Here is an 18,272-nt window from a genome sequence, read left to right as displayed (position 1 = left end):
TTGCTTCCGATTCACTTCCCTTGCCGGCTTTTCGCCAAGAACCTCAAGTCTTTGCCAAGGATTTTCAGCCATCTGTTCGATCGGTTACGCTCCCCCGGCGATCTGACACGGGGGGATTACTACAGATGGCAGACCTGGAATTCGACCGCATGAATCCCTGGCTGTTCGACAGCTCGGGAAACCTGACCGCGGACGCGAAGAAGCAGTTCCCGGACCTGGCCGCGGCGGCCGCCGGCACCACGGCCCCGGTCACCGTACCGGCGAGCGGCGGCGGCCAGACCGTCACGACCAACCCCGGCATGATCCGGCAGGCCGGGAACAACGCCGCCGCCCTCCAGGGCTCCGTCCGCACCGAATGCGGCCGGCCCTGGGAACACGTCAACAGTGCGGTCACCTCGCTGATGGGATTCGGCCTCTGTGCCGGGCTGAACAACGCGTGGAGCGTCTGGCAGGGCCAGACCCACACCCTGGAGCAGGCCATCGGCACGATCAGCCAGAACCTGCACACCACCGCGCAGAACTACGAGGCGACCGAGGCCTCGATCCAGAGCCAGTTCGCGCAGAAGCACGACTGAGGACCCGGGGGAAGACCAGACCACCATGGTGACGTTCAGCCAGCTCCAGCACCTCGACCTCGCCTCGCTCAACGCGGCGGCCGGCGACTTCGAGGGCCATGGTCCGCAAGTGGGACCTCTCGACCAAGATGCAGAACGAGGTCATCGGCCCCGTCCAGCAGTCCAACTGGCACGGCCCCAGCGCCGAGCCCGCGCTCGCCTCGCTCACCCGCACCCGTGACCAGATCCACGCCGCCTTCGAGGAAGCCTCCGCCATCGCGCGCACCCTGCGCGAGGCGCACGACGAGTTCGCGGCCGCCAAGAAGGACCTCCAGACCGCCGTCCAGCACGCCACCGACAAGGGCCTCACCGTCGACGCCAAGGGCAGCGTGCACTGGCCGCCGGCCACCGACCCGGCCGACAAGACCACGGCTCGCCGTTCCAGGAGTTCCAGTTCACCGGCGTCCCGGACGAGAAGGGCAACGTCCACGGGTTGAACCCGATGTCGTCCGTGCCACGAAGCCGGAGTGGGCGGGGACGATCTGGGAGATGACCGGCGGCAAGGCCCTGGAGGAACGCGCACCCGTCGCGGGCCCCATGGTCAACGAGGTCGTCAACCAGATCATGGACGGCGTCGCGGACAGCTACCACGTGGACTCCCACAACCAGGCGACCAACGAGGCCCTGGAGGCGTACAACAAGGCCGTCACCGGCGCCCAGGGCTCTGTGGAGCAGGCCATACGTGACGCGGCCGCCAGGGAGGGCATGGACCCGAAGTACATCAACGACCTCGCCCCCAGCGCGGCGGGCAAGATCAAGGACGGCTACGGCAGTGGCCGCGACACCTACGAGGTGATCCAGCATGCCTGACGCGTCGCAGGACTCCGCTCCCGCGGCCCGCCGACGGTTCCGCCGGTGGCAGGCGGGCACGGCGGCCGCCGTCGTCCTGGTGATGGCCTCCGCCGGGCTCTGACAGTGGAAACCCTGGCAGTCGGCGGACCTGCCGCAGAGCGCCTGCTGGGGGCTGCTCACCCGGGAGCAGGTCCGCCCCCTGGTCGGGGACGACGGAAAGGGCACCGAGTGGTCCACCGGCGGCGACCTGTCCGGGAAGACCCCCGACGTGACGTGCGCGGTCGCGTGGCAGCCCAAGGGCGGCGTGGCCGCCGTACAGGTCGAGGTCCGGCAGGAGGACGAGAGCGGGCACCGGTCCAGCCTGGAGGACCTGGCGGGGAAGGCCTCCGGCGGCGGGGCCGGGAAGCTCGACTTCGGCGACGGGACCGACGCCTGGCTGCGTCTCGGCTTCTTCCCCACCGTCCTGCTCCGCTGCGACGGCGCGGGGCAGAGCCGGCCCGGCGCCGTCTACCGCCGCATCGACATCAGCGGTGACCTCACCCTGTCCGGGCTGTCGGACCGCAGGCGGGCGCAGGCCTACGTCGACCTCGCGCACCGGACCGCCGGGGAGATCGTCCGCCGGGAGGGGTGCACCGGCGTGCACCTCGCCGACCGGGCGCCCGCGGTGCCGGCGCCGGCGAGCTGACCCGTTCCCGGTGACCGGCCACGCACCCACCACCTCCGCCACGGCCCGGCCACGGCCCCAGACCGGGCCGGGCCGGGCCGGCGGCGCAGGGGCGACGAGCCGGGCAGCACCGGCGGCGCAGCGGCGACGAGCCGGTGACCGGGGAGGGCCGCCCGGTGGGCGGCCCCGCCCGCCGTTCCCGGCCGGTGGGGGACGACGGGCTTTGCCCGGGGCGGACGCGAGCAGGCAAGATAGCCGGGTGACCCTCCTTGACCTGATGCCGAAGCCCGCCACTCCCGACGCCCTGTACGAGACGTTCGCCGCCTGGGCGGAGGAGCGCGGCATCACCCTGTACCCGGCGCAGGAGGAGGCGCTCATCGAGCTGGTGTCGGGGAACAACGTGATCCTGGCGACGCCGACCGGCTCCGGCAAGAGCCTGGTGGCGGCGGGCGCGCACTTCGCGGCGCTGGCGGAGGGCAAGCGGACGTTCTACACGGCCCCGATCAAGGCGCTGGTGTCGGAGAAGTTCTTCGACCTGTGCAAGATGTTCGGCACCGAGCAGGTCGGCATGATGACCGGCGACGCGAGCGTGAACCCGACCGCTCCCATCATCTGCTGCACCGCCGAGGTGCTGGCGCAGATCGCGCTGCGGGACGGGGCACGGGCCGACATCGGCCAGGTGGTGATGGACGAGTTCCACTTCTACGCGGAGCCGGACCGCGGCTGGGCCTGGCAGATCCCGCTGCTGGAGCTGCCGCAGGTGCAGTTCCTGCTGATGTCGGCGACGCTCGGCGACGTCCGCCGCTTCGAGGAGGACCTCACCCGGCGCACCGGCCGGCCGACCACCGTCGTCCGCTCCGCCACCCGGCCCGTGCCGCTGTTCTACGAGTACCGCCGCACCACCATGCACGACACGCTGGAGGAGCTGCTGAAGACGGGTCAGGCGCCCGTCTACGTCGTGCACTTCACGCAGAAGGAGGCGGTGGAGCGCGCGCAGTCGCTGATGAGCATCAACATGTGCTCGAAGGCGGAGAAGGACGCCATCGCCGACCTCATCGGCGGCTTCCGCTTCACCACCAAGTTCGGCCGCAGCCTGTCCCGGTTCGTGCGGCACGGCATCGGCGTGCACCACGCCGGCATGCTGCCCAAGTACCGCCGGCTGGTCGAACGTCTGGCCCAGGCGGGCCTGTTGAAGGTGATCTGCGGGACGGACACGCTCGGCGTGGGCGTCAACGTGCCGATCCGCACGGTGCTGTTCACCGCGCTGTCCAAGTACGACGGCGTGCGGGTGCGCGTCCTGCGGGCCCGGGAGTTCCACCAGATCGCGGGCCGCGCCGGCCGGGCCGGGTTCGACACCGTGGGGCAGGTCGTCGCGCAGGCGCCGGAGCACGTCATCGAGAACGACAAGGCCGTCGCCAAGGCGGGCGACGACCCGAAGAAGAAGCGCAAGATCGTCCGGAAGAAGGCGCCGGAGGGCTTCGTCGGCTGGTCCGAGGAGACCTTCGAGCGGCTGATCGCCGCCGACCCCGAGCCCCTGGTCTCGCGCTTCAAGGTGAGCCACGCGATGCTGCTGTCGGTCATCGGCCGGCCCGGCAACGCCTTCGAGGCGATGCGCAAGCTGCTCACCGACAACCACGAGGAGCGTGCCGCCCAGCGCCGGCACATCCGCACCACCATCGCCATCTACCGCTCGCTGCTGGAGGGCGGCGTGGTGGAGCGGCTGCCGGAGCCGGACGCCGAGGGCCGGATCGTCCGCCTCACCCTGGACCTCCAGGAGAACTTCGCGCTCAACCAGCCGCTCTCCACCTTCGCACTGGCCTCCTTCGAGCTGCTCGACCCGACCTCGCCCTCCTACGCGATGGACGTCGTCTCCGTGGTCGAGGCGACCCTCGACGACCCGCGCCAGATCCTCGCCTCGCAGCAGAACAAGGCACGCGGCGAGGCCATCGGCGAGATGAAGCGCGACGGCATCGAGTACGAGGAGCGGATGGAGCGGCTCCAGGAGATCACCTACCCGAAGCCGCTGGAGGAGCTGCTCACCCACGCCTACGAGGTGTACCGCCGGGCGCACCCGTGGATCGGCGACCACGAGCTGCGGCCGAAGTCCGTCGTCCGCGACCTGTACGAGCGGGCGATGACCTTCTCGGACTACGTCGGCCACTACGAACTGGCCCGCACCGAGGGCATCGTGCTGCGCTACCTGGCGGGCGCGTACAAGGCGCTGGAGCAGACCGTCCCCGAGGACGTCAAGACCGACGACCTCAAGGACGTCATCGCCTGGCTCGGCGAGCTGGTCCGCCAGGTCGACTCCAGCCTGCTGGACGAGTGGGAGCAGCTGGCCAACCCGACGGAGCCGCAGGCCGCCGAGGTCACCCTGGACGACAAGCCGGCGCCGGTGACGGCCAACGCGCGGGCGTTCCGGGTGCTGGTGCGCAACGAGATGTTCCGCCGGGTCGAGCTGGCGGCGCTGGAGCACTACGACGAGCTGGGCTCGCTGGACGGCGAGTACGGCTGGGACGCGGACCGCTGGGCGGACGCGCTGGACGGGTACTGGGAGGAGTACGACGACCTCGGTACCGGCCCGGACGCGCGCGGCCCGAAGATGCTGCTGATCGAGGAGGAGGACTCCTCCTGGAAGGTCCGGCAGATCTTCGACGACCCGGCGGGCGACCACGACTGGGGCATCAGCGCCGAGGTCGACCTGTACGGCTCGGACGAGGAGGGCCGGGCGGTGCTGCGGGTCACCGCCGTGGACCGGCTGGGCGGCTGAGGCCTCGTCGGCCGGCGAACGTGAGAAAGCCGGGGGCCCACCGTGCGGTGGGCCCCCGGCTTTCTCACGTCCGGGCCGGGCGGCTTGCGGCGGGGTGGCTTCTGGCGGGTCGCCTTCCGGCGGGACGGCTCCGGGTGGGGTGCCTTCCGGCGGGGTGGCTCCGGGCGCGGTGCGACGTCGGACCGCGCGTCTCCGGGCCGGACGTCTCCGGGCCGGCGCGCGGGCTCACATCCAGATGAAGGGCGCGCCCGCCGAGTACGAGAGGGCCCGGGTGGCCTCGTCCAGCACCTGCTCCGGGCCGGCCGACGCCGCGGTGGGCGGGACGGCGAGGGGGGTCGCGACGGTGGGGGCGCCCGGGGACGCCGACGGCGACCCGCCGTGGGCCTCGACCGGCCGCGAGCTGGTGACGGTCACGTGCCGGCCCACCACCTCGACGCGCGGCTCCGTGCCGGGCTTGGCGGCCCCGGCGGGCAGGGCGGGAGCGGTGGAGGCGTTCTCGAGGATGAAGGCGACCGCGCCCGGCTTGGCGCGCAGCGCCTCCGCGGCCCGGGCGGCGGCGGCCTGGTCGGCGAACCGCAGCAGGGTGACGCTGCTGAGCACCGGCTTGTCCTGGCCGGCGAAACTGACCGTCAGATAGCCCTGGCAGCCGCTCTCGCGGAACAGGTCCTGGGTACGGTCCTGGAGGGCCTCGGTGCAGTTCTCGCCCTGGCGGACGCCGGAGCGCCTGCCCTTGTAGCCGCCGACCTCGACGAGCCGCTGGGCGGGGAAGAGCGTGTCGACGTTGAGGCCCTCGGGGTCGGCACCGCTGCGCGGCGGCGGGCTGCCGACCACGGGCGGTGACTTGGTCGCGTCCTTGCTGGAGGGGCCGAGGCCGGGTATGAAGTCGCCGGGCGTCGGGCGGGTGATGATCCAGCCGCCGGCCGCCACCACACCGGCCACCACGACCCAGCCGACGGCGCGGCGGGCGCCGATTCTGCCGGCCGGCCTCCGGTACGCGCCGCTCGGCTGGTCGGTCCCGTGGTCTCCCGGTGACGGGGTGCGCTCCCCCTGCGTGGTCATGGCGCAGATTCTAAGCAGTGCGCGGGTGGTGCAGGTCACGGGGGAGGGCCGTCGACGATCACCGCACGACCGGCCCGCAACCGCCGTGGGCGGGGACGTGACGTGGGCCACTACCGTGAGCTTCGGCACTGTGACAACTCGCACATCCTCCCGGAGATCTTCTGGTGGGTTTCCTCTGGCGTCGCCCGTCGGCCACCAGGCAGGATCAGGCCCATGGATCTGCTCGATACCCTCACTGCCAAGGGCCTGCGCGGGGAAGCCCCGACCCGCGAGGAGGCGCTCGCCGTCCTCGCCACCACGGACGACGAGCTGCTGGACGTCGTCGCGGCCGCCGGGCGGGTGCGCCGGCAGTGGTTCGGCCGCCGGGTCAAGCTCAACTACCTGGTGAACCTCAAGAGCGGGCTCTGCCCGGAGGACTGCTCGTACTGCTCGCAGCGGCTGGGCTCCAAGGCCGAGATCCTCAAGTACACGTGGCTGAAGCCGGACCAGGCCGCCGAGGCCGCCAAGGCGGGCGTCGCCGGCGGCGCCAAGCGGGTCTGCCTGGTGGCCAGCGGCCGCGGCCCGACGGACCGTGACATCGACCGGGTCGCCGACACCATCTCCGCCATCAAGGACGCCGACCCGGCCGTCGAGATCTGCGCCTGCCTGGGCCTGCTCTCCGACAACCAGGCCGAGCGGCTGAAGGCGGCCGGCGCCGACGCGTACAACCACAACCTGAACACCTCCGAGGGCACCTACGGCGACATCGCCACCACCCACACCTACGCGGACCGGGTGGACACCGTGCAGAAGGCGCACGGCGCCGGCCTGTCCGCCTGCTCCGGCCTCATCGCGGGCATGGGCGAGAGCGACGAGGACCTGGTGGACGTGGTCTTCGCGCTGCGCGAGCTGGGCTCGGACTCGGTGCCGGTCAACTTCCTCATCCCGTTCGAGGGCACCCCGCTGGCCAAGGAGTGGAACCTCACCCCGCAGCGCTGCCTGCGCATCCTGGCGATGGTGCGCTTCGTCAACCCGGACACCGAGGTGCGGATCGCGGGCGGCCGCGAGGTCCACCTGCGCACGCTCCAGCCGCTGGGCCTGCACATCGCCAACTCCATCTTCCTGGGCGACTACCTGACCAGCGAGGGCCAGGCCGGCCAGGCCGACCTCGACATGATCAAGGACGCGGGCTTCGAGGTCGAGGGTGCCGGCGAGGCGACCCTGCCCCGGCACCGGGCCGACGTCGCCGCCGCGGTGGCCGCTGGCGGTGCCTGCGGGACCGGCGGCGGCTGCGGGCCGTGCGGCGGGCACGGTGACACGGACGGCGAGGCCGACGCGCACGGGTGCGGCCCCTGCGGCGGGCACGCCGCGGCGGCTCCCGGGGAGGCATCGGCCGAGAACCCCGCCGACGAGCTGCGCGGCGACCTGGTCCGCGTCCGGCGCCGCGGCGCCGGCACCGAACTGGCGCCCAACGCCTGACCTCCGCAAGGGAATCCACCATCATGGCTCAGCTCCCCGGCACCCCCATGCCCACCGACACCCTGCTCGCCCTCGACCGGGCGCACGTCTGGCACCCGTACGGGCCGATGCCCGGCACCGCCACCCCGTACGTGGTGGAGTCCGCGTCCGGCGTGCGGCTGCGGCTCGCCCGACCCGTCGCGGGGAGAGACGAGTTGGTCGACGGGATGTCGTCCTGGTGGGCGGCGATCCACGGCTACGGGCACCCGGTGCTGGACGGGGCGGTGCGCGAGCAGCTGGGCCGGATGAGCCACGTCATGTTCGGCGGGCTCACCCACGAGCCCGCCGTCCGGCTGGCCGCCCGGCTGGTCGAGATCACCCCGGAGCCGCTGCAGCACGTCTTCCTGGGCGACTCGGGCTCGGTGGCCGTCGAGGTCGCGATGAAGATGTGCCTGCAGTACTGGCAGTCCACCGGCCGGCCGGAGAAGCGCCGGCTGCTCACCTGGCGCGGCGGCTACCACGGGGACACCTTCCACCCGATGTCGGTGTGCGACCCGCAGGGCGGCATGCACCACCTGTGGGGCGGGGTGCTGCCCGACCAGCTCTTCGCACCGCAGCCGCCGGCCGGCTTCGACGCGCCGCTGGACGCCGAATACGCCGCACAATTCGACGAGTTGATGGAGCGTCACGCCGGCGAGCTGGCCGCCGTCATCGTCGAGCCGGTGGTGCAGGGCGCCGGCGGGATGCAGTTCCACTCCCCCGCCTACCTGCGGATGCTGCGCGAACTCTGCGACCGGCACAACGTGTTGCTGGTCTTCGACGAGATCGCCACCGGCTTCGGCCGCAGCGGCGCACTGTTCGCGGCCGACCACGCGGGCGTCTCTCCGGACGTGATGTGCCTGGGCAAGTCGATGACGGGCGGCTACCTCACCATGGCCGCCACCCTCTGCAGCAGCGAGGTCGCGGACGGGATCAGCCGCGGCGAGATGCCGGTGCTGGCGCACGGCCCGACGTTCATGGGCAACCCGCTGGCCGCCGCCGTCGCCAACGCCTCGATCGACCTGCTGCTCGGACAGGACTGGCAGGTCGAGGTGAAGCGCATCGAGACCGGTCTGCGGGACGGCCTGGCCGCCGCGGCCGACGTGCCCGGCGTGCGCGACGTCCGGGTCCAGGGCGCCATCGGCGTCGTCCAGTTGGACCACCCGGTCGACATGGCCTCCGCCACGGCGGCGGCCGCGCGGGAGGGCGTCTGGCTGCGCCCCTTCCGGGACCTCATCTACACCATGCCGCCCTACGTGACGGGGGACGAGGACGTGGCCCGGATCGCGGCCGCGGTGACCGCAGCGGCGGTGGCCGGATGATCACCCCTCCCGTTCTCTTCGTGACCGGCACCAACACCGAGGTCGGCAAGACCGTGACGACCGCCGCCATCGCGTCGGCGGCCCTCCAGGCCGGCCTGCGGGTCGCGGTGCTGAAGCCCGGGCAGACCGGGGTCACCCCGGGCGAGCCGGGGGACGCCGAGGAGGTCGCCCGCCTGGTCGGCGCCCCGCTCGACACCAGGCTCGACGCCCGGCTCACGCTGCGCGAACTCGCCCGCTACCCCGAGCCGCTGGCGCCGGACACGGCCGCCCGCCGGTCCGGCCGGCCCTGCCTCACACCCGCCGAGACGGCCGCCGCTGCCGCCGGACTCGCCCGCGACCACGACCTGGTGCTGGTCGAGGGCGCCGGCGGCCTGCTGGTCCGCTACGACGAGGAGGGCCGCACGCTCGCCGACCAGGCGCTCGCCACCCGCGACCTCGGCCTGCCGGCCCAGCTGCTGCTGGTCGCTTCGGCCGGCCTCGGCACGCTCAACATCGCCGCCCTCAGCGCGGAGGCGCTGGCCGCGCGCGGCCTGCCGCTGTTCGGCGTGGTCATCGGCGCCTGGCCCGACTCCCCCGGCCTGGCCGACCGCTGCAACCTCGCCGACCTGCCCCGCTCGGCCGGCGCCCCGCTGCTCGGCGCCCTGCCCGAACGGGCCGCCGGCGCCGCGGACTTCGCCGCCCTGGCGCGCGCCGCGCTCGCCCCGGCGCTGCACGGCCACTGGGACGCGGCGGAGTTCACGGCGGCCAACGCGCCCGCGTAGGACGGCACACTGCCGACCTCGCGGCGGTGCGGCCGACCTTGCGCGCGGTGCGGCCGGAGTGCGGCGGCGCGACGGTGCGGCCGAAGGGCCACCGGCGCACTCCGGCGGCCGGGTTCCGGTCGGTTTCGCTCGAAGGAGTGAGAAATTCCGACGGGTGCGGCGCGGGCCCGGTAGGGCTCAATACCGTTCTCGGCATGACAGATGGCCTGACGGTAGACGAGTCCCTCCGGGCCCTCGCCGCACTCGAGGCGGCGTGGAAGGACGACGAGGAGGCGCTGGGCGCGCTGGCCGCCGGCGGCCCGGACGAACAGCCGCTCCCGGCCCTGGTCGCGGCGTACGGCGAACACGCCATCGACACCCTGATGGCACTCGCCTTCGGCCTGCGCTCCAGCATGACCGACGAGGAGCTGGAGGCGCTGACCGACGCCGTCAGCTCCAACATCGGCGCCCGGATGGCCGCCCTGCTCGCCCGGACCCTCCGCGCCTGGGCCGCGACGACGGCCGCCGGCGACCTCGCGGCCACCAAGGCGATCGCCCGCACCGTCATCGACGCGATGCGGGCGGTCACCGAGGAGCCGGGCAAGACGGACGTGCTGCCGCTGCTCGCCACCTTCCGCACCTACGCGCTCAGCAACCCGTGAGCGGACCGGTCGGAGCGCGGTTTCGTCACGGAGCCGTCGCGGCGCCTGAGGCTTGAGAGTCGAGGCGTGCGGTTCGCGGGGTCCGAGGGGTGGGGGTCGGGGCCTGCGGTCAGGCGTCCAAAGGCTTGGCCCAGCGGGTCCACTGCGGCTGGGGGCCGTAGCCGGCCGCCCGCCAGGTGCGCTGCCCGAGCCCGTTGTCGTCGAGCACCATCGCGTCGGCGCGGCGGCCGCCGAGGGCGGTGAAGCGGGCCTCGGCGGCGGCCAGCAGCGCGGCGCCGATGCCCCGGCGGCGGTGCCCGGGGTCGACGGCGAGGCGGTAGAGGTGGCAGCGCCAGCCGTCCCAGCCGGCGATCACGGTGCCGACGATGGTCCCGGTGTCCGCCGCCGTCGTGGCGACGATCAGGCACTCCCGGTCCCTCCGCAGCAGCGCGGCCACGCCGTCGGCGTCGTCCGTGATGCTGGCCCCCTTGGCCGCGCGGGCCCAGAGGGCGAGCACGGCGGGGATCTCGTCGGGGGTGGCGGTGCGCAGCGCGATGTCGGCGGTCGTCCCGGCCATGACGTCAACGGTCACGTCATCGGTCACGTCGTCGGTCAGGCCAGAGGTCAGGTCATCGGTCATGCCGGGTTGTCTACCAGGGGGTCGGATCCGCCCGCGGGGAATTCCGGATCGCGGACGGTCCGGGCCCTTCGGACGGTCCGGGCCCTGCGGACAGTCCCGGCGCTGCGGACGGTCCCGGCCTTGCGAGCGGTCTCCCTCCGGGCGGGTGTCTCAGCCCTTCGGCGGGTCGAGCCGCCAGACCATGGTGGTCTTGAGCGCGGCGTCCTCCAGGTCGGCGACCACCGGGACGTCGTACGCGGCCAGTGCGCTGAACCGTTCGCGCGGCAGGTAGGCCCGGCCCGGGTCCCCGACGATCACCACCGCGCCGCGGGCCCGCGCCCGTTCCAGGAAGGGGAGGAAGCGGGCGGCCATCGCCCGCTCGTAGAAGACGTCGCCGGCGAGCACCACCTCGGCCGGCGCACCGTCCCCGTCCAGCAGGTCCTCCACCGCCGCGTCGACGCGGACGCCGTTCGTCTCCGCGTTGACGTCGATGGCGGCCACCGCGTAGGCGTCGATCTCCGCGGCCCGCACCGACCGCGCGCCGCGCAGTGCCGCCGCGATGCCCACCAGCCCGGATCCGGCCGCCAGGTCGAGCACCGTCCGCCCCGCGACCAGCTCCGGGTGGTCGAGCACGTACCGCGCGACGCCGACCCCGCCGGCCCACGCGAACGCCCAGAACGGCGGCGCCAGGCCCTCCTCGCCGCGCGCCGCCTCCGTGGTCTCCCACAGCGCGATGGCGTCCTGCGCCATGTGCAGGGTGACCTCCGGCACGAACGGCACGGGAGTCGGCCGGGTCTCCCTCCGCACAAAGCTCCGGTCCGACGGCACAGTTGCGCCGGGATGAACGTCGCACGTCTCGTTCAGCATGTCCGCAGCATAGAGGCTCGGCGGGGGCGTCCCGACCAGGCGGCGCGGCTCCGGCGGCCGAGGCGGGAGGGAGCCCGGGGGCGTCCGGTGGCGCCGTGGAAGGGCTGCGTACGCACGGCGACCCGGTGCGTACCATTTCGATACCGAAGCCTGGGTGAGCTGCGGAGATGCTCGCCCGCCGGGCCCGGGCCCGGGTAGCATCCGGCACATGCCCTCCGGGCCTGGCGCAGGCGGCCCAGCGCTGTCGTGCCCGCGGTCCGGTCGGCGGACTCTCGCGGGACACCCGGCGGTCGGCCTTCGGTGGTCGGCACTCGGTGGTCGCCGCGCACTCGGCACCGCGCGCCAGAGCTGTCGCGCGAACGGCGAAGGGCAGCGTTTTGGCGGATCGGCTCACCGGAGGAGACTCCTCGCTGCTGCGGCGGATCAACGCGGCGGTCACGCTTCGGGCGCTGCGGGCCGGCCACTCGGTGACCCTCACTCAACTGGTCGGGGACACCGGACTCTCCCGGCCGACGGTGGAGGGTGTGATCGAGGGGCTGGTCGAGACCGGCCTGGTCGCCGAGGTGGACCAGCCGCAGAACGGCGGTCAGCCCGGTGGTGCGGGCCGCCGTGGGCGTCCGGCCCGCTGGTTCCGGTTCCGCGCCGAGGCCGGGCACATCCTCGGCGTCGAAATCGGTGTGCACGACATCCGGGTCATCCTCGCCGACCTCACCGGCGAGGTGGTGGGCAGTCACTTCCGGACCGTCGAGGAGACCCTGGACGCCGAGGAACGGCTGAGCGCCGTGCGCACCGCGGTCGCCGAGGTGCTGCGCAAGGCCGGCGTCTCCCGTGACAACCTCTGGGCGGTCGGCGTCGGCACCCCCGGCATCGTCGACCGGGACGGCACCGTGCAGCTCGGCACCGCCATGGCCGGCTGGACCGGCCTCGACCTGGGCGCCCGGCTGCGCCGCTCGTTCCGCTGCCCGGTGATGATCGAGAACGACGCCAACTTGGCCGCCATCGCCGAGCACTGGCAGGGCGCGGCGGTCGGCGCGGACGACGTGGTCTTCGTGATGGCCGGCCTCAGCCCCGGCGCCGGCTCACTGATCAACGGCAAGCTGCACCGCGGCTTCGGCGGTGCGGCCGGCGAGATCGGCGCCCTCCACCTGCTCGGTCAGGAGGTCACCCCCGAGCGCCTGCTCTCCACCACCGGCAAGCCGCTCAACCCGCTGGACGAGGCAGCCGTCGCCCGGGTGCTGAAGCTGGCCCGCGAGGGCGACGAGGTGGCGAAGGTCGCGATGGACCGCTTCCTGACCCGCCTGGTGCAAAGCGTCGCCGCCCTGGTGCTGGCCATCGACCCGCAGTTGGTCGTGGTCGGTGGCTGGGCCGCCGGCCTCGACGGCGTCCTGGAGCCGCTGCGCGAGCGCCTCGCCCAGTTCACCCTGCGCGCCCCCGAGGTGGCGCTGGCCGCCCTCGGCTCGGAGGTCGTGGCGATGGGTGCGCTGCGGGTGGCGCTGGACCAGGTGGAGGAGCAGCTCTTCGCCGTCGACCCGCCGACGGGCGCCGGCGCCCGGGGGTGACCTCGGGTGACCGGCTCGGCCATGGGGCGCGGACCGGCGCCCCGTGGCCGAGCGCGCCTGCGCCCCGTGGCTGAGCCCGGCGCCCCGGCTGCTCGCCCGTCACCAAGGCCGAGGCCCGGGCGCCTGTGGGCGTCCGGGCCTCGGCCTGAGGGCGTTTCGGGGTGGTTCGGGAGGCGGGTCGTTCGGGAGACGGGTCGTTCAGGAGGCGGGTCGTTCAGGAGGCGGTGCGCACCTCGGTGGTGGCACCGGCCGTGGCGGCGACCGGGGTGACCTCGACCAGGCCGGTCTCGCCGAAGGTGAGCTTGCAGGTGTCCGCGCGGTAGGTGGAGACGGCAAGGGCGACCAGGCGGCCGGCGGCTGCGTACTGGGTGGTCATCACCAGGACGGGCGAGCCGGGCGGGCGCTCCAGCAGGGCGGCCTCCTCGGCCTCGGCGACGCCCAGCTCGACGGCGCGGGACTCGCCGTCGACCTCCAGGCGCTCCAGCTGGCGCAGCACCGAACGGGCACGGTCGCTCTCGGCGCGGAAGCCGGGCAGGTGCGGCAGCGCGGAGGCGGGAACGTGCAGCGACTCGGTGGCCATGTTCTGGCCCTGGACCATCCGCACCCGGCGGACGGTGTGCACGGTGGCGCCCTCGGCGACGCCCAGGGCCTTGGCGAGCCGGTCGGAGGCCGGGGCGGTGGTGCAGTCGACGGTGCGCCAGGCCTGGCTGCGGGCGGTGCCGGGCCAGCCCTCCTCGTGCCGGCTGACCGGAACGCCGACCCGGGGGGCCGCGATCAGGGTGCCGATACCGCGGCGGCGTACCAGCCGGCCCTCCAGCTCCAGCTGGTCGAGCGCCTGGCGCAGGGTGGCCCGGGCCACGCCGAAGCGGGCGGAGAGCTCGCGCTCGTTGGGCAGGACCTGGCCGGTGGAGAACTCCGTGTCGATCGCGCGGAGCAGCACCGTGCGCAGGTGCCAGTACTTCGGCTCCGGTACCGCCGTGAGCTGTCCAGTCGTTCCCACCGTGGCCTCCACCCTGCTTTGTCCGCCCTGCCGAAAGGAGGGCGGACGCGGCCCGCTGTCCGCTGTTGCGGCAGGTGGGAGAGCGGGCTTTATCCGTCCTTCTTTATTAAAGGTCCTTGCAGTAAGTGACCCTAGGGGCTGCCTCCGGAGATGGTCAAGACCAATGGCGGCGGTTGGTGCGGTTGTCGCGCGGATTCATGCCGCGTTCACGACATCCTGACATCCGGCCCCGGAGAGACCCCTCCCGGACGTGCCGTTCCCGGACGTGCCGCCGCCGGGCCGGCCGGGGCGCTCGGTAGGCTTCCCGGGTGATTGTGGTGACGAGTGTCAACGTGAACGGGATCCGGGCGGCCGCCAAGAAGGGCTTCATCGAGTGGCTGGCGGCCACCGAGGCGGACGTGATCTGCCTGCAGGAGGTCCGCTCCGAGCCCGGGCAGCTCCCGGTGGAGCTGCGCGACCTTGAGGGCTGGCACGCGGTCTGGGCACCGTCGGTCGCCAAGGGCCGCGCGGGCGTCGCGGTGCTGTCCCGGCAGAAGCCGGAGCGCACCGTGGTCGGATTCGCGTCCGAGGAATTCGACAATTCGGGCAGGTATGTCGAAATCGACCTTCCGGGGCTGACGGTGGCCAGCCTCTACCTCCCTTCCGGAGAAGCCGGCACCGAACGCCAGGAGGAGAAGGAACGCTTCATGGCGGAATTCCTCGTCCACCTCGGCAGGCTCCGCACCCGGGCCGCCGCCGACGGCCGCGAGGTCGTGGTCTGCGGCGACTGGAACATCGCCCACCGCCCGGAGGACCTCAAGAACTGGAAGGCCAACCAGAAGGCGGCCGGCTTCCTCCCCGAGGAACGCGCCTGGCTCACCCGCGTCTACGAGGAGGCCGGCTACGTCGACGTCGTCCGCCGCCTCCACCCCGACCGCACCGGCCCCTACAGCTGGTGGTCCTACCGCGGCCGCGCCTTCGACAACGACTCCGGCTGGCGAATCGACCTGCATTGTACGACTCCCGGGATCGCCGCCAGGGCGGTCGAGGCTTATGTCGAGCGCGCAGCTACCCACGCCGAACGTTGGAGCGACCACGCCCCCGTCACCGTGGTGTACGACCACGGACTCTGACGGCCCATTTCGGACCAGGTTCCGTCCGGAGGATCATGTGGCCTTCATCGGATACCTCCAAGGAAACCTCGGCCTTTGGGCCGGGGAGGAATTGGATCTCCCGCGTAGCGGGTCGGGGAAGCCGGACTGCCGTCAAGGCAGTACGGGGTCGCGGTAGGTGACCATCCATCAGTTGCTCACACAGATGAGTGTTGGTGTGTAATCCATGGCTACCACCCACGTGAAGCGGGCTTTCAAGTACCGCTTCTATCCGACCGATGCGCAGGCGGCTGAGCTGTCGCGCACGTTCGGGTGCGTGCGGAAGGTCTACAACATGGCGTTGCAGGCCCGTACCGAGGCATGGACGCTGCGTCAGGAACGGGTCAACTACCACGCCACGTCGGCGATGCTGACAGTGTGGAAGAGGACCGAGGAGCTGGCATACCTCTCCGAGGTGTCGTCGGTCCCGTTGCAGCAGACGCTGCGGCACTTGCAGGGCGCGTTCACCAACTTCTGGACCAAGCGGGCGAAGTACCCGACGTTCAAGAGTCGGAAGAGGTCGCGGAAGTCCGCCGAGTACACGTCGTCCGCTTTCCGGTTCCGCGATGGTCGCCTCACTCTCGCGAAGATGAGCGATCCGCTGGCCATCGTGTGGTCTCGGCCATTGCCCGAAGGTGCTGTGCCGTCCACGGTGACCGTGTCGCAGGACAGTGCCGGCCGGTGGTTCGTCTCGATGCTGTGCGACGACCGGCCCACCATGCCCGCGCCCGTGAACGCGGCCGTGGGCATCGACGCGGGGATCACCAGCCTGGTGACGCTGTCCACCGGGGAGAAGATCACCAATCCCCGGCACGAGCGCCGGGACCGGGAATGCCTCGCCAAGGCCCAGCGCAACCTTGCCCGCAAGGCCAGGGGTTCCAACAACCGGGCCAAGGCTCGGCTCAAGGTCGCCCGCGTGCACGCACGCATCGCCGGCCGCCGCCGGGACTTCCTCCACAAGCTCACCACTCGACTCGTTCGTGAGAACCAAGCGATCGTGATCGAAGACCTGAGCGTCCGGAACATGCTCAGGAACCGGACGCTCGCCCGCGCCATCAGCGACGCGAGCTGGACCGAGATGCGGTCCATGCTGGAGTACAAGGCCGAGTGGTACGGCCGCGACCTGGTGACCATCGACCGGTGGTTCCCCAGCTCCAAGCTGTGCTCGGCCTGCGGCACCTTGCGGGGCAAGATGCCGCTCAACGTCCGTGAGTGGACGTGCGGCTGCGGGACGACCCATGATCGGGACGTCAACGCGGCACGCAACATCCTGGCCGCCGGACTGGCGGTTACAGCCTGTGGAGACGGTGTTAGACCTCAACGGAGCACTCCGGGCGGGCAGTCGTCGGTGAAGCAGGAAGTAGTCCCGCCGCCGCGCACGCGCGCAGCGGCTCAGCCGCGAGGCTGAGGGGAATCCCCGTCCTTCAGGCCGGGGAGGATGTCAATCGGTCGGATCGTTGTTCTGGTCATGGGGCGGGGCGATCTGACGAATGACCGGCGGGGGCGGCAGTTGCTCGCCTCACTCACCGGCACGTAGCCCGGGCCCTGCGGGCCGGGCCAGCAGCTTCCTCGGCAAGGACGTCGAAGTCGCCCTCACGGTTCAGCGGATGCATGCCGTCAAGGCTGCCCACGGCAGCGACCGCGTGCCGTCGCGCATCGGCACCCGGACGTGCTGGACTTCGCCACCGTGCAGGGTGGACGAACCAACCGTCTTGCGGACGTGGTCGGTTCACTGACCCCCAGCCAGCAGCCGACCTGTTGGTGATCACGCGGAGGAGCTCGACAACATGCCGCTGAACGACGCCGTCGGCACGGTTTTCCTGGGCTCGGACGCCCGGAACAGCGGCACCCGTCCTCACCGCCGGCCAGGTCCGCAAACGGGCCGGCCGAGTGCTGGACGCCGACCACCGGGCGCTGCGCGAGGAGTTGGCCGCATCACGTGACCACATCCTCGCCGCCGCGCGTCAGCGTGCCGCCGGCCGTGCCGGGTGACCTGCGACGCCGACCGTCCTCGACGTAGTTGAGGAACGTGACCCGGCTGATCGTGCGCCGATCGTGGGGGAGGTAGGGGGCCCCGCAACCCGGGCCCGGCGGGTCACTCCTCCAGGGCTGCCGCCATCCGGTCGAGGTCGGCGAGCAGCCCGGCCACACGCTCGGGCGGGATCGCCTCCACCATGCGCCGTTCGATGGCGTAGACGGCGGCTTGGACGGCGGCCAGGCGAGTGCGGCCTTCCTCGGTGAGGTGGGCCGGGCGGGCCCGGCCGTGGTCGGCGGCGGCCGGGCGGGCGACCAGTCCCGCCTCCAGCAGGCCCCGCAGTACGACGTTGCCGGACTGCCGGGTGACGAAGGTCGCGCGGGCAAGGTCGGCGTTGGACATGCCAGGGGACAGGGCCAGGAGTTCGAGGGTGGCGTACTGCGGCACGGTCAGCCCGTGCTCGCGCAGGACCCCGTCCATGGCGCCGCGCAGGGCAGCCTGGGCGCGCTTGAGTACGTATCCCACATGCCGGGTGACGTCTTTCGCGAGGTGGGGCGGCTCGATCGGCGACTTCTCCATCATGTCAGCATTTTGACACGGTCGGCCCGGGATCCTAGTCTCCGCTATGTCAAAGTTCTGACATCAAGGATCCTGAGGATCGAGGAGGACCCATGTCCGTCACCATCGACGGCCCCGACTTCGTCGCCCTGCAAGTCCGCGACGTGGACGCCGCAGCCGCCTTCTGCGAACAGCACCTGGGGCTGCGCCGGGCCGCGGTCTCACCGCCCCACGCGGTCGTGTTCGACACCAAGCCGACCCCGTTCGCCGTCCGCGAGCTCCTCCCGGGCGTCGACCTCACCGACGCCGCACGGCCCGGCCTGGGCGTGGTGCTCTGGTTCCGGACCTCGGACGCCCACCAGCTCCGTGACCGGCTCACCGCCGCAGGCATCAGGATCCTGACCCCCATGGCGGACAGCCCGTTCGGGCCGATGTTCTCCTTCGAGGGCCCCGAGGGCTACACCCTCACCGCGCACGGGGGCTGAC

Annotated in this window: 18 protein-coding genes; 13 read left to right on the top strand and 5 right to left on the bottom strand. The window is 72.4% G+C overall.

Going from position 1 to position 18,272, the window contains the following annotated elements; all coding sequences use genetic code 11:
• Window positions 1-125: 125 nt before the first annotated feature.
• From OG286_RS34900 to OG286_RS34880, 5 genes are all read left to right on the top strand, one after another.
• A complete protein-coding gene (locus tag OG286_RS34900) occupies window positions 126-575 on the top strand; it encodes a WXG100 family type VII secretion target (RefSeq protein ID WP_396323697.1) in 450 nt (149 codons plus the stop codon).
• A 98-nt stretch (window positions 576-673) separates the two neighbouring features.
• Window positions 674-1,051 (top strand): hypothetical protein, encoded by a 378-nt coding sequence (locus OG286_RS34895; protein ID WP_405358791.1) that lies wholly within the window; start codon window positions 674-676, stop codon window positions 1,049-1,051.
• Window positions 1,052-1,103: 52 nt separating this feature from the next.
• Window positions 1,104-1,424: a hypothetical protein gene (locus OG286_RS34890; RefSeq protein WP_405358792.1), complete on the top strand. Its 321-nt coding sequence runs from the start codon at window positions 1,104-1,106 to the stop codon at window positions 1,422-1,424.
• Window positions 1,425-1,674: 250 nt separating this feature from the next.
• Entirely contained in the window at window positions 1,675-2,091 is a 417-nt protein-coding gene (locus OG286_RS34885; protein ID WP_396323700.1) for a hypothetical protein, read from the top strand.
• Window positions 2,092-2,347: 256 nt separating this feature from the next.
• Complete coding sequence (locus OG286_RS34880; RefSeq protein WP_396323723.1) at window positions 2,348-4,840, top strand: DEAD/DEAH box helicase; 2,493 nt, start codon at window positions 2,348-2,350, stop codon at window positions 4,838-4,840.
• Window positions 4,841-5,065: 225 nt separating this feature from the next.
• Here OG286_RS34880 and OG286_RS34875 read toward each other — a convergent pair whose 3' ends face one another.
• Window positions 5,066-5,899: a hypothetical protein gene (locus OG286_RS34875; protein ID WP_396323701.1), complete on the bottom strand. Its 834-nt coding sequence runs from the start codon at window positions 5,897-5,899 to the stop codon at window positions 5,066-5,068.
• A gap of 213 nt (window positions 5,900-6,112) precedes the next feature.
• Between OG286_RS34875 and bioB the strand changes: the two genes are divergently transcribed.
• From bioB to OG286_RS34855, 4 genes are all read left to right on the top strand, one after another.
• Window positions 6,113-7,357, top strand: coding sequence for a biotin synthase BioB (bioB, locus tag OG286_RS34870; RefSeq protein WP_396323702.1), 1,245 nt, complete (start codon window positions 6,113-6,115; stop codon window positions 7,355-7,357).
• 23 nt (window positions 7,358-7,380) lie between these two features.
• Complete coding sequence (locus OG286_RS34865) at window positions 7,381-8,697, top strand: adenosylmethionine--8-amino-7-oxononanoate transaminase (RefSeq protein WP_396323703.1); 1,317 nt, start codon at window positions 7,381-7,383, stop codon at window positions 8,695-8,697.
• Window positions 8,694-9,458: a dethiobiotin synthase gene (gene bioD, locus OG286_RS34860; protein ID WP_396323704.1), complete on the top strand. Its 765-nt coding sequence runs from the start codon at window positions 8,694-8,696 to the stop codon at window positions 9,456-9,458. Before OG286_RS34865 ends, bioD begins: the two co-directional genes overlap by 4 nt.
• A gap of 194 nt (window positions 9,459-9,652) precedes the next feature.
• Complete coding sequence (locus tag OG286_RS34855) at window positions 9,653-10,099, top strand: hypothetical protein (RefSeq protein ID WP_396323705.1); 447 nt, start codon at window positions 9,653-9,655, stop codon at window positions 10,097-10,099.
• A gap of 109 nt (window positions 10,100-10,208) precedes the next feature.
• Here OG286_RS34855 and OG286_RS34850 read toward each other — a convergent pair whose 3' ends face one another.
• On the bottom strand, window positions 10,209-10,655 hold the full coding sequence (locus OG286_RS34850) for a GNAT family N-acetyltransferase (RefSeq protein ID WP_396323724.1): 447 nt from the start codon (window positions 10,653-10,655) through the stop codon (window positions 10,209-10,211).
• Window positions 10,656-10,868: 213 nt separating this feature from the next.
• The gene (locus OG286_RS34845; RefSeq protein WP_405358793.1) at window positions 10,869-11,468 is read right to left on the bottom strand and encodes a class I SAM-dependent methyltransferase; all 600 of its coding nucleotides are present in this window, start codon (window positions 11,466-11,468) and stop codon (window positions 10,869-10,871) included.
• Between the two features lie 473 nt (window positions 11,469-11,941).
• Here OG286_RS34845 and OG286_RS34840 point away from each other — a divergent pair, with 473 nt between their 5' ends.
• Window positions 11,942-13,123 (top strand): ROK family protein, encoded by a 1,182-nt coding sequence (locus tag OG286_RS34840; RefSeq protein WP_405358794.1) that lies wholly within the window; start codon window positions 11,942-11,944, stop codon window positions 13,121-13,123.
• Between the two features lie 214 nt (window positions 13,124-13,337).
• Here OG286_RS34840 and OG286_RS34835 read toward each other — a convergent pair whose 3' ends face one another.
• The gene (locus tag OG286_RS34835) at window positions 13,338-14,123 is read right to left on the bottom strand and encodes a GntR family transcriptional regulator (protein WP_396323708.1); all 786 of its coding nucleotides are present in this window, start codon (window positions 14,121-14,123) and stop codon (window positions 13,338-13,340) included.
• Between the two features lie 308 nt (window positions 14,124-14,431).
• Between OG286_RS34835 and OG286_RS34830 the strand changes: the two genes are divergently transcribed.
• Window positions 14,432-15,235: an exodeoxyribonuclease III gene (locus tag OG286_RS34830; RefSeq protein WP_396323709.1), complete on the top strand. Its 804-nt coding sequence runs from the start codon at window positions 14,432-14,434 to the stop codon at window positions 15,233-15,235.
• 205 nt (window positions 15,236-15,440) lie between these two features.
• Entirely contained in the window at window positions 15,441-16,661 is a 1,221-nt protein-coding gene (locus OG286_RS34825; RefSeq protein WP_405358795.1) for an RNA-guided endonuclease InsQ/TnpB family protein, read from the top strand.
• A 687-nt stretch (window positions 16,662-17,348) separates the two neighbouring features.
• On the opposite strand, the gene OG286_RS34820 is transcribed toward OG286_RS34825, so the two are convergent.
• Entirely contained in the window at window positions 17,349-17,810 is a 462-nt protein-coding gene (locus OG286_RS34820; protein WP_396323711.1) for a MarR family winged helix-turn-helix transcriptional regulator, read from the bottom strand.
• 89 nt (window positions 17,811-17,899) lie between these two features.
• Between OG286_RS34820 and OG286_RS34815 the strand changes: the two genes are divergently transcribed.
• A complete protein-coding gene (locus OG286_RS34815) occupies window positions 17,900-18,271 on the top strand; it encodes a VOC family protein (RefSeq protein ID WP_405358796.1) in 372 nt (123 codons plus the stop codon).
• Window position 18,272 lies beyond the last annotated feature (1 nt).

Source organism: Kitasatospora sp. NBC_00039, from assembly GCF_045160625.1.
In the GTDB taxonomy this organism is placed as follows: domain Bacteria; phylum Actinomycetota; class Actinomycetes; order Streptomycetales; family Streptomycetaceae; genus Kitasatospora.
This window is presented reverse-complemented; position numbering and strand designations above follow the sequence as displayed.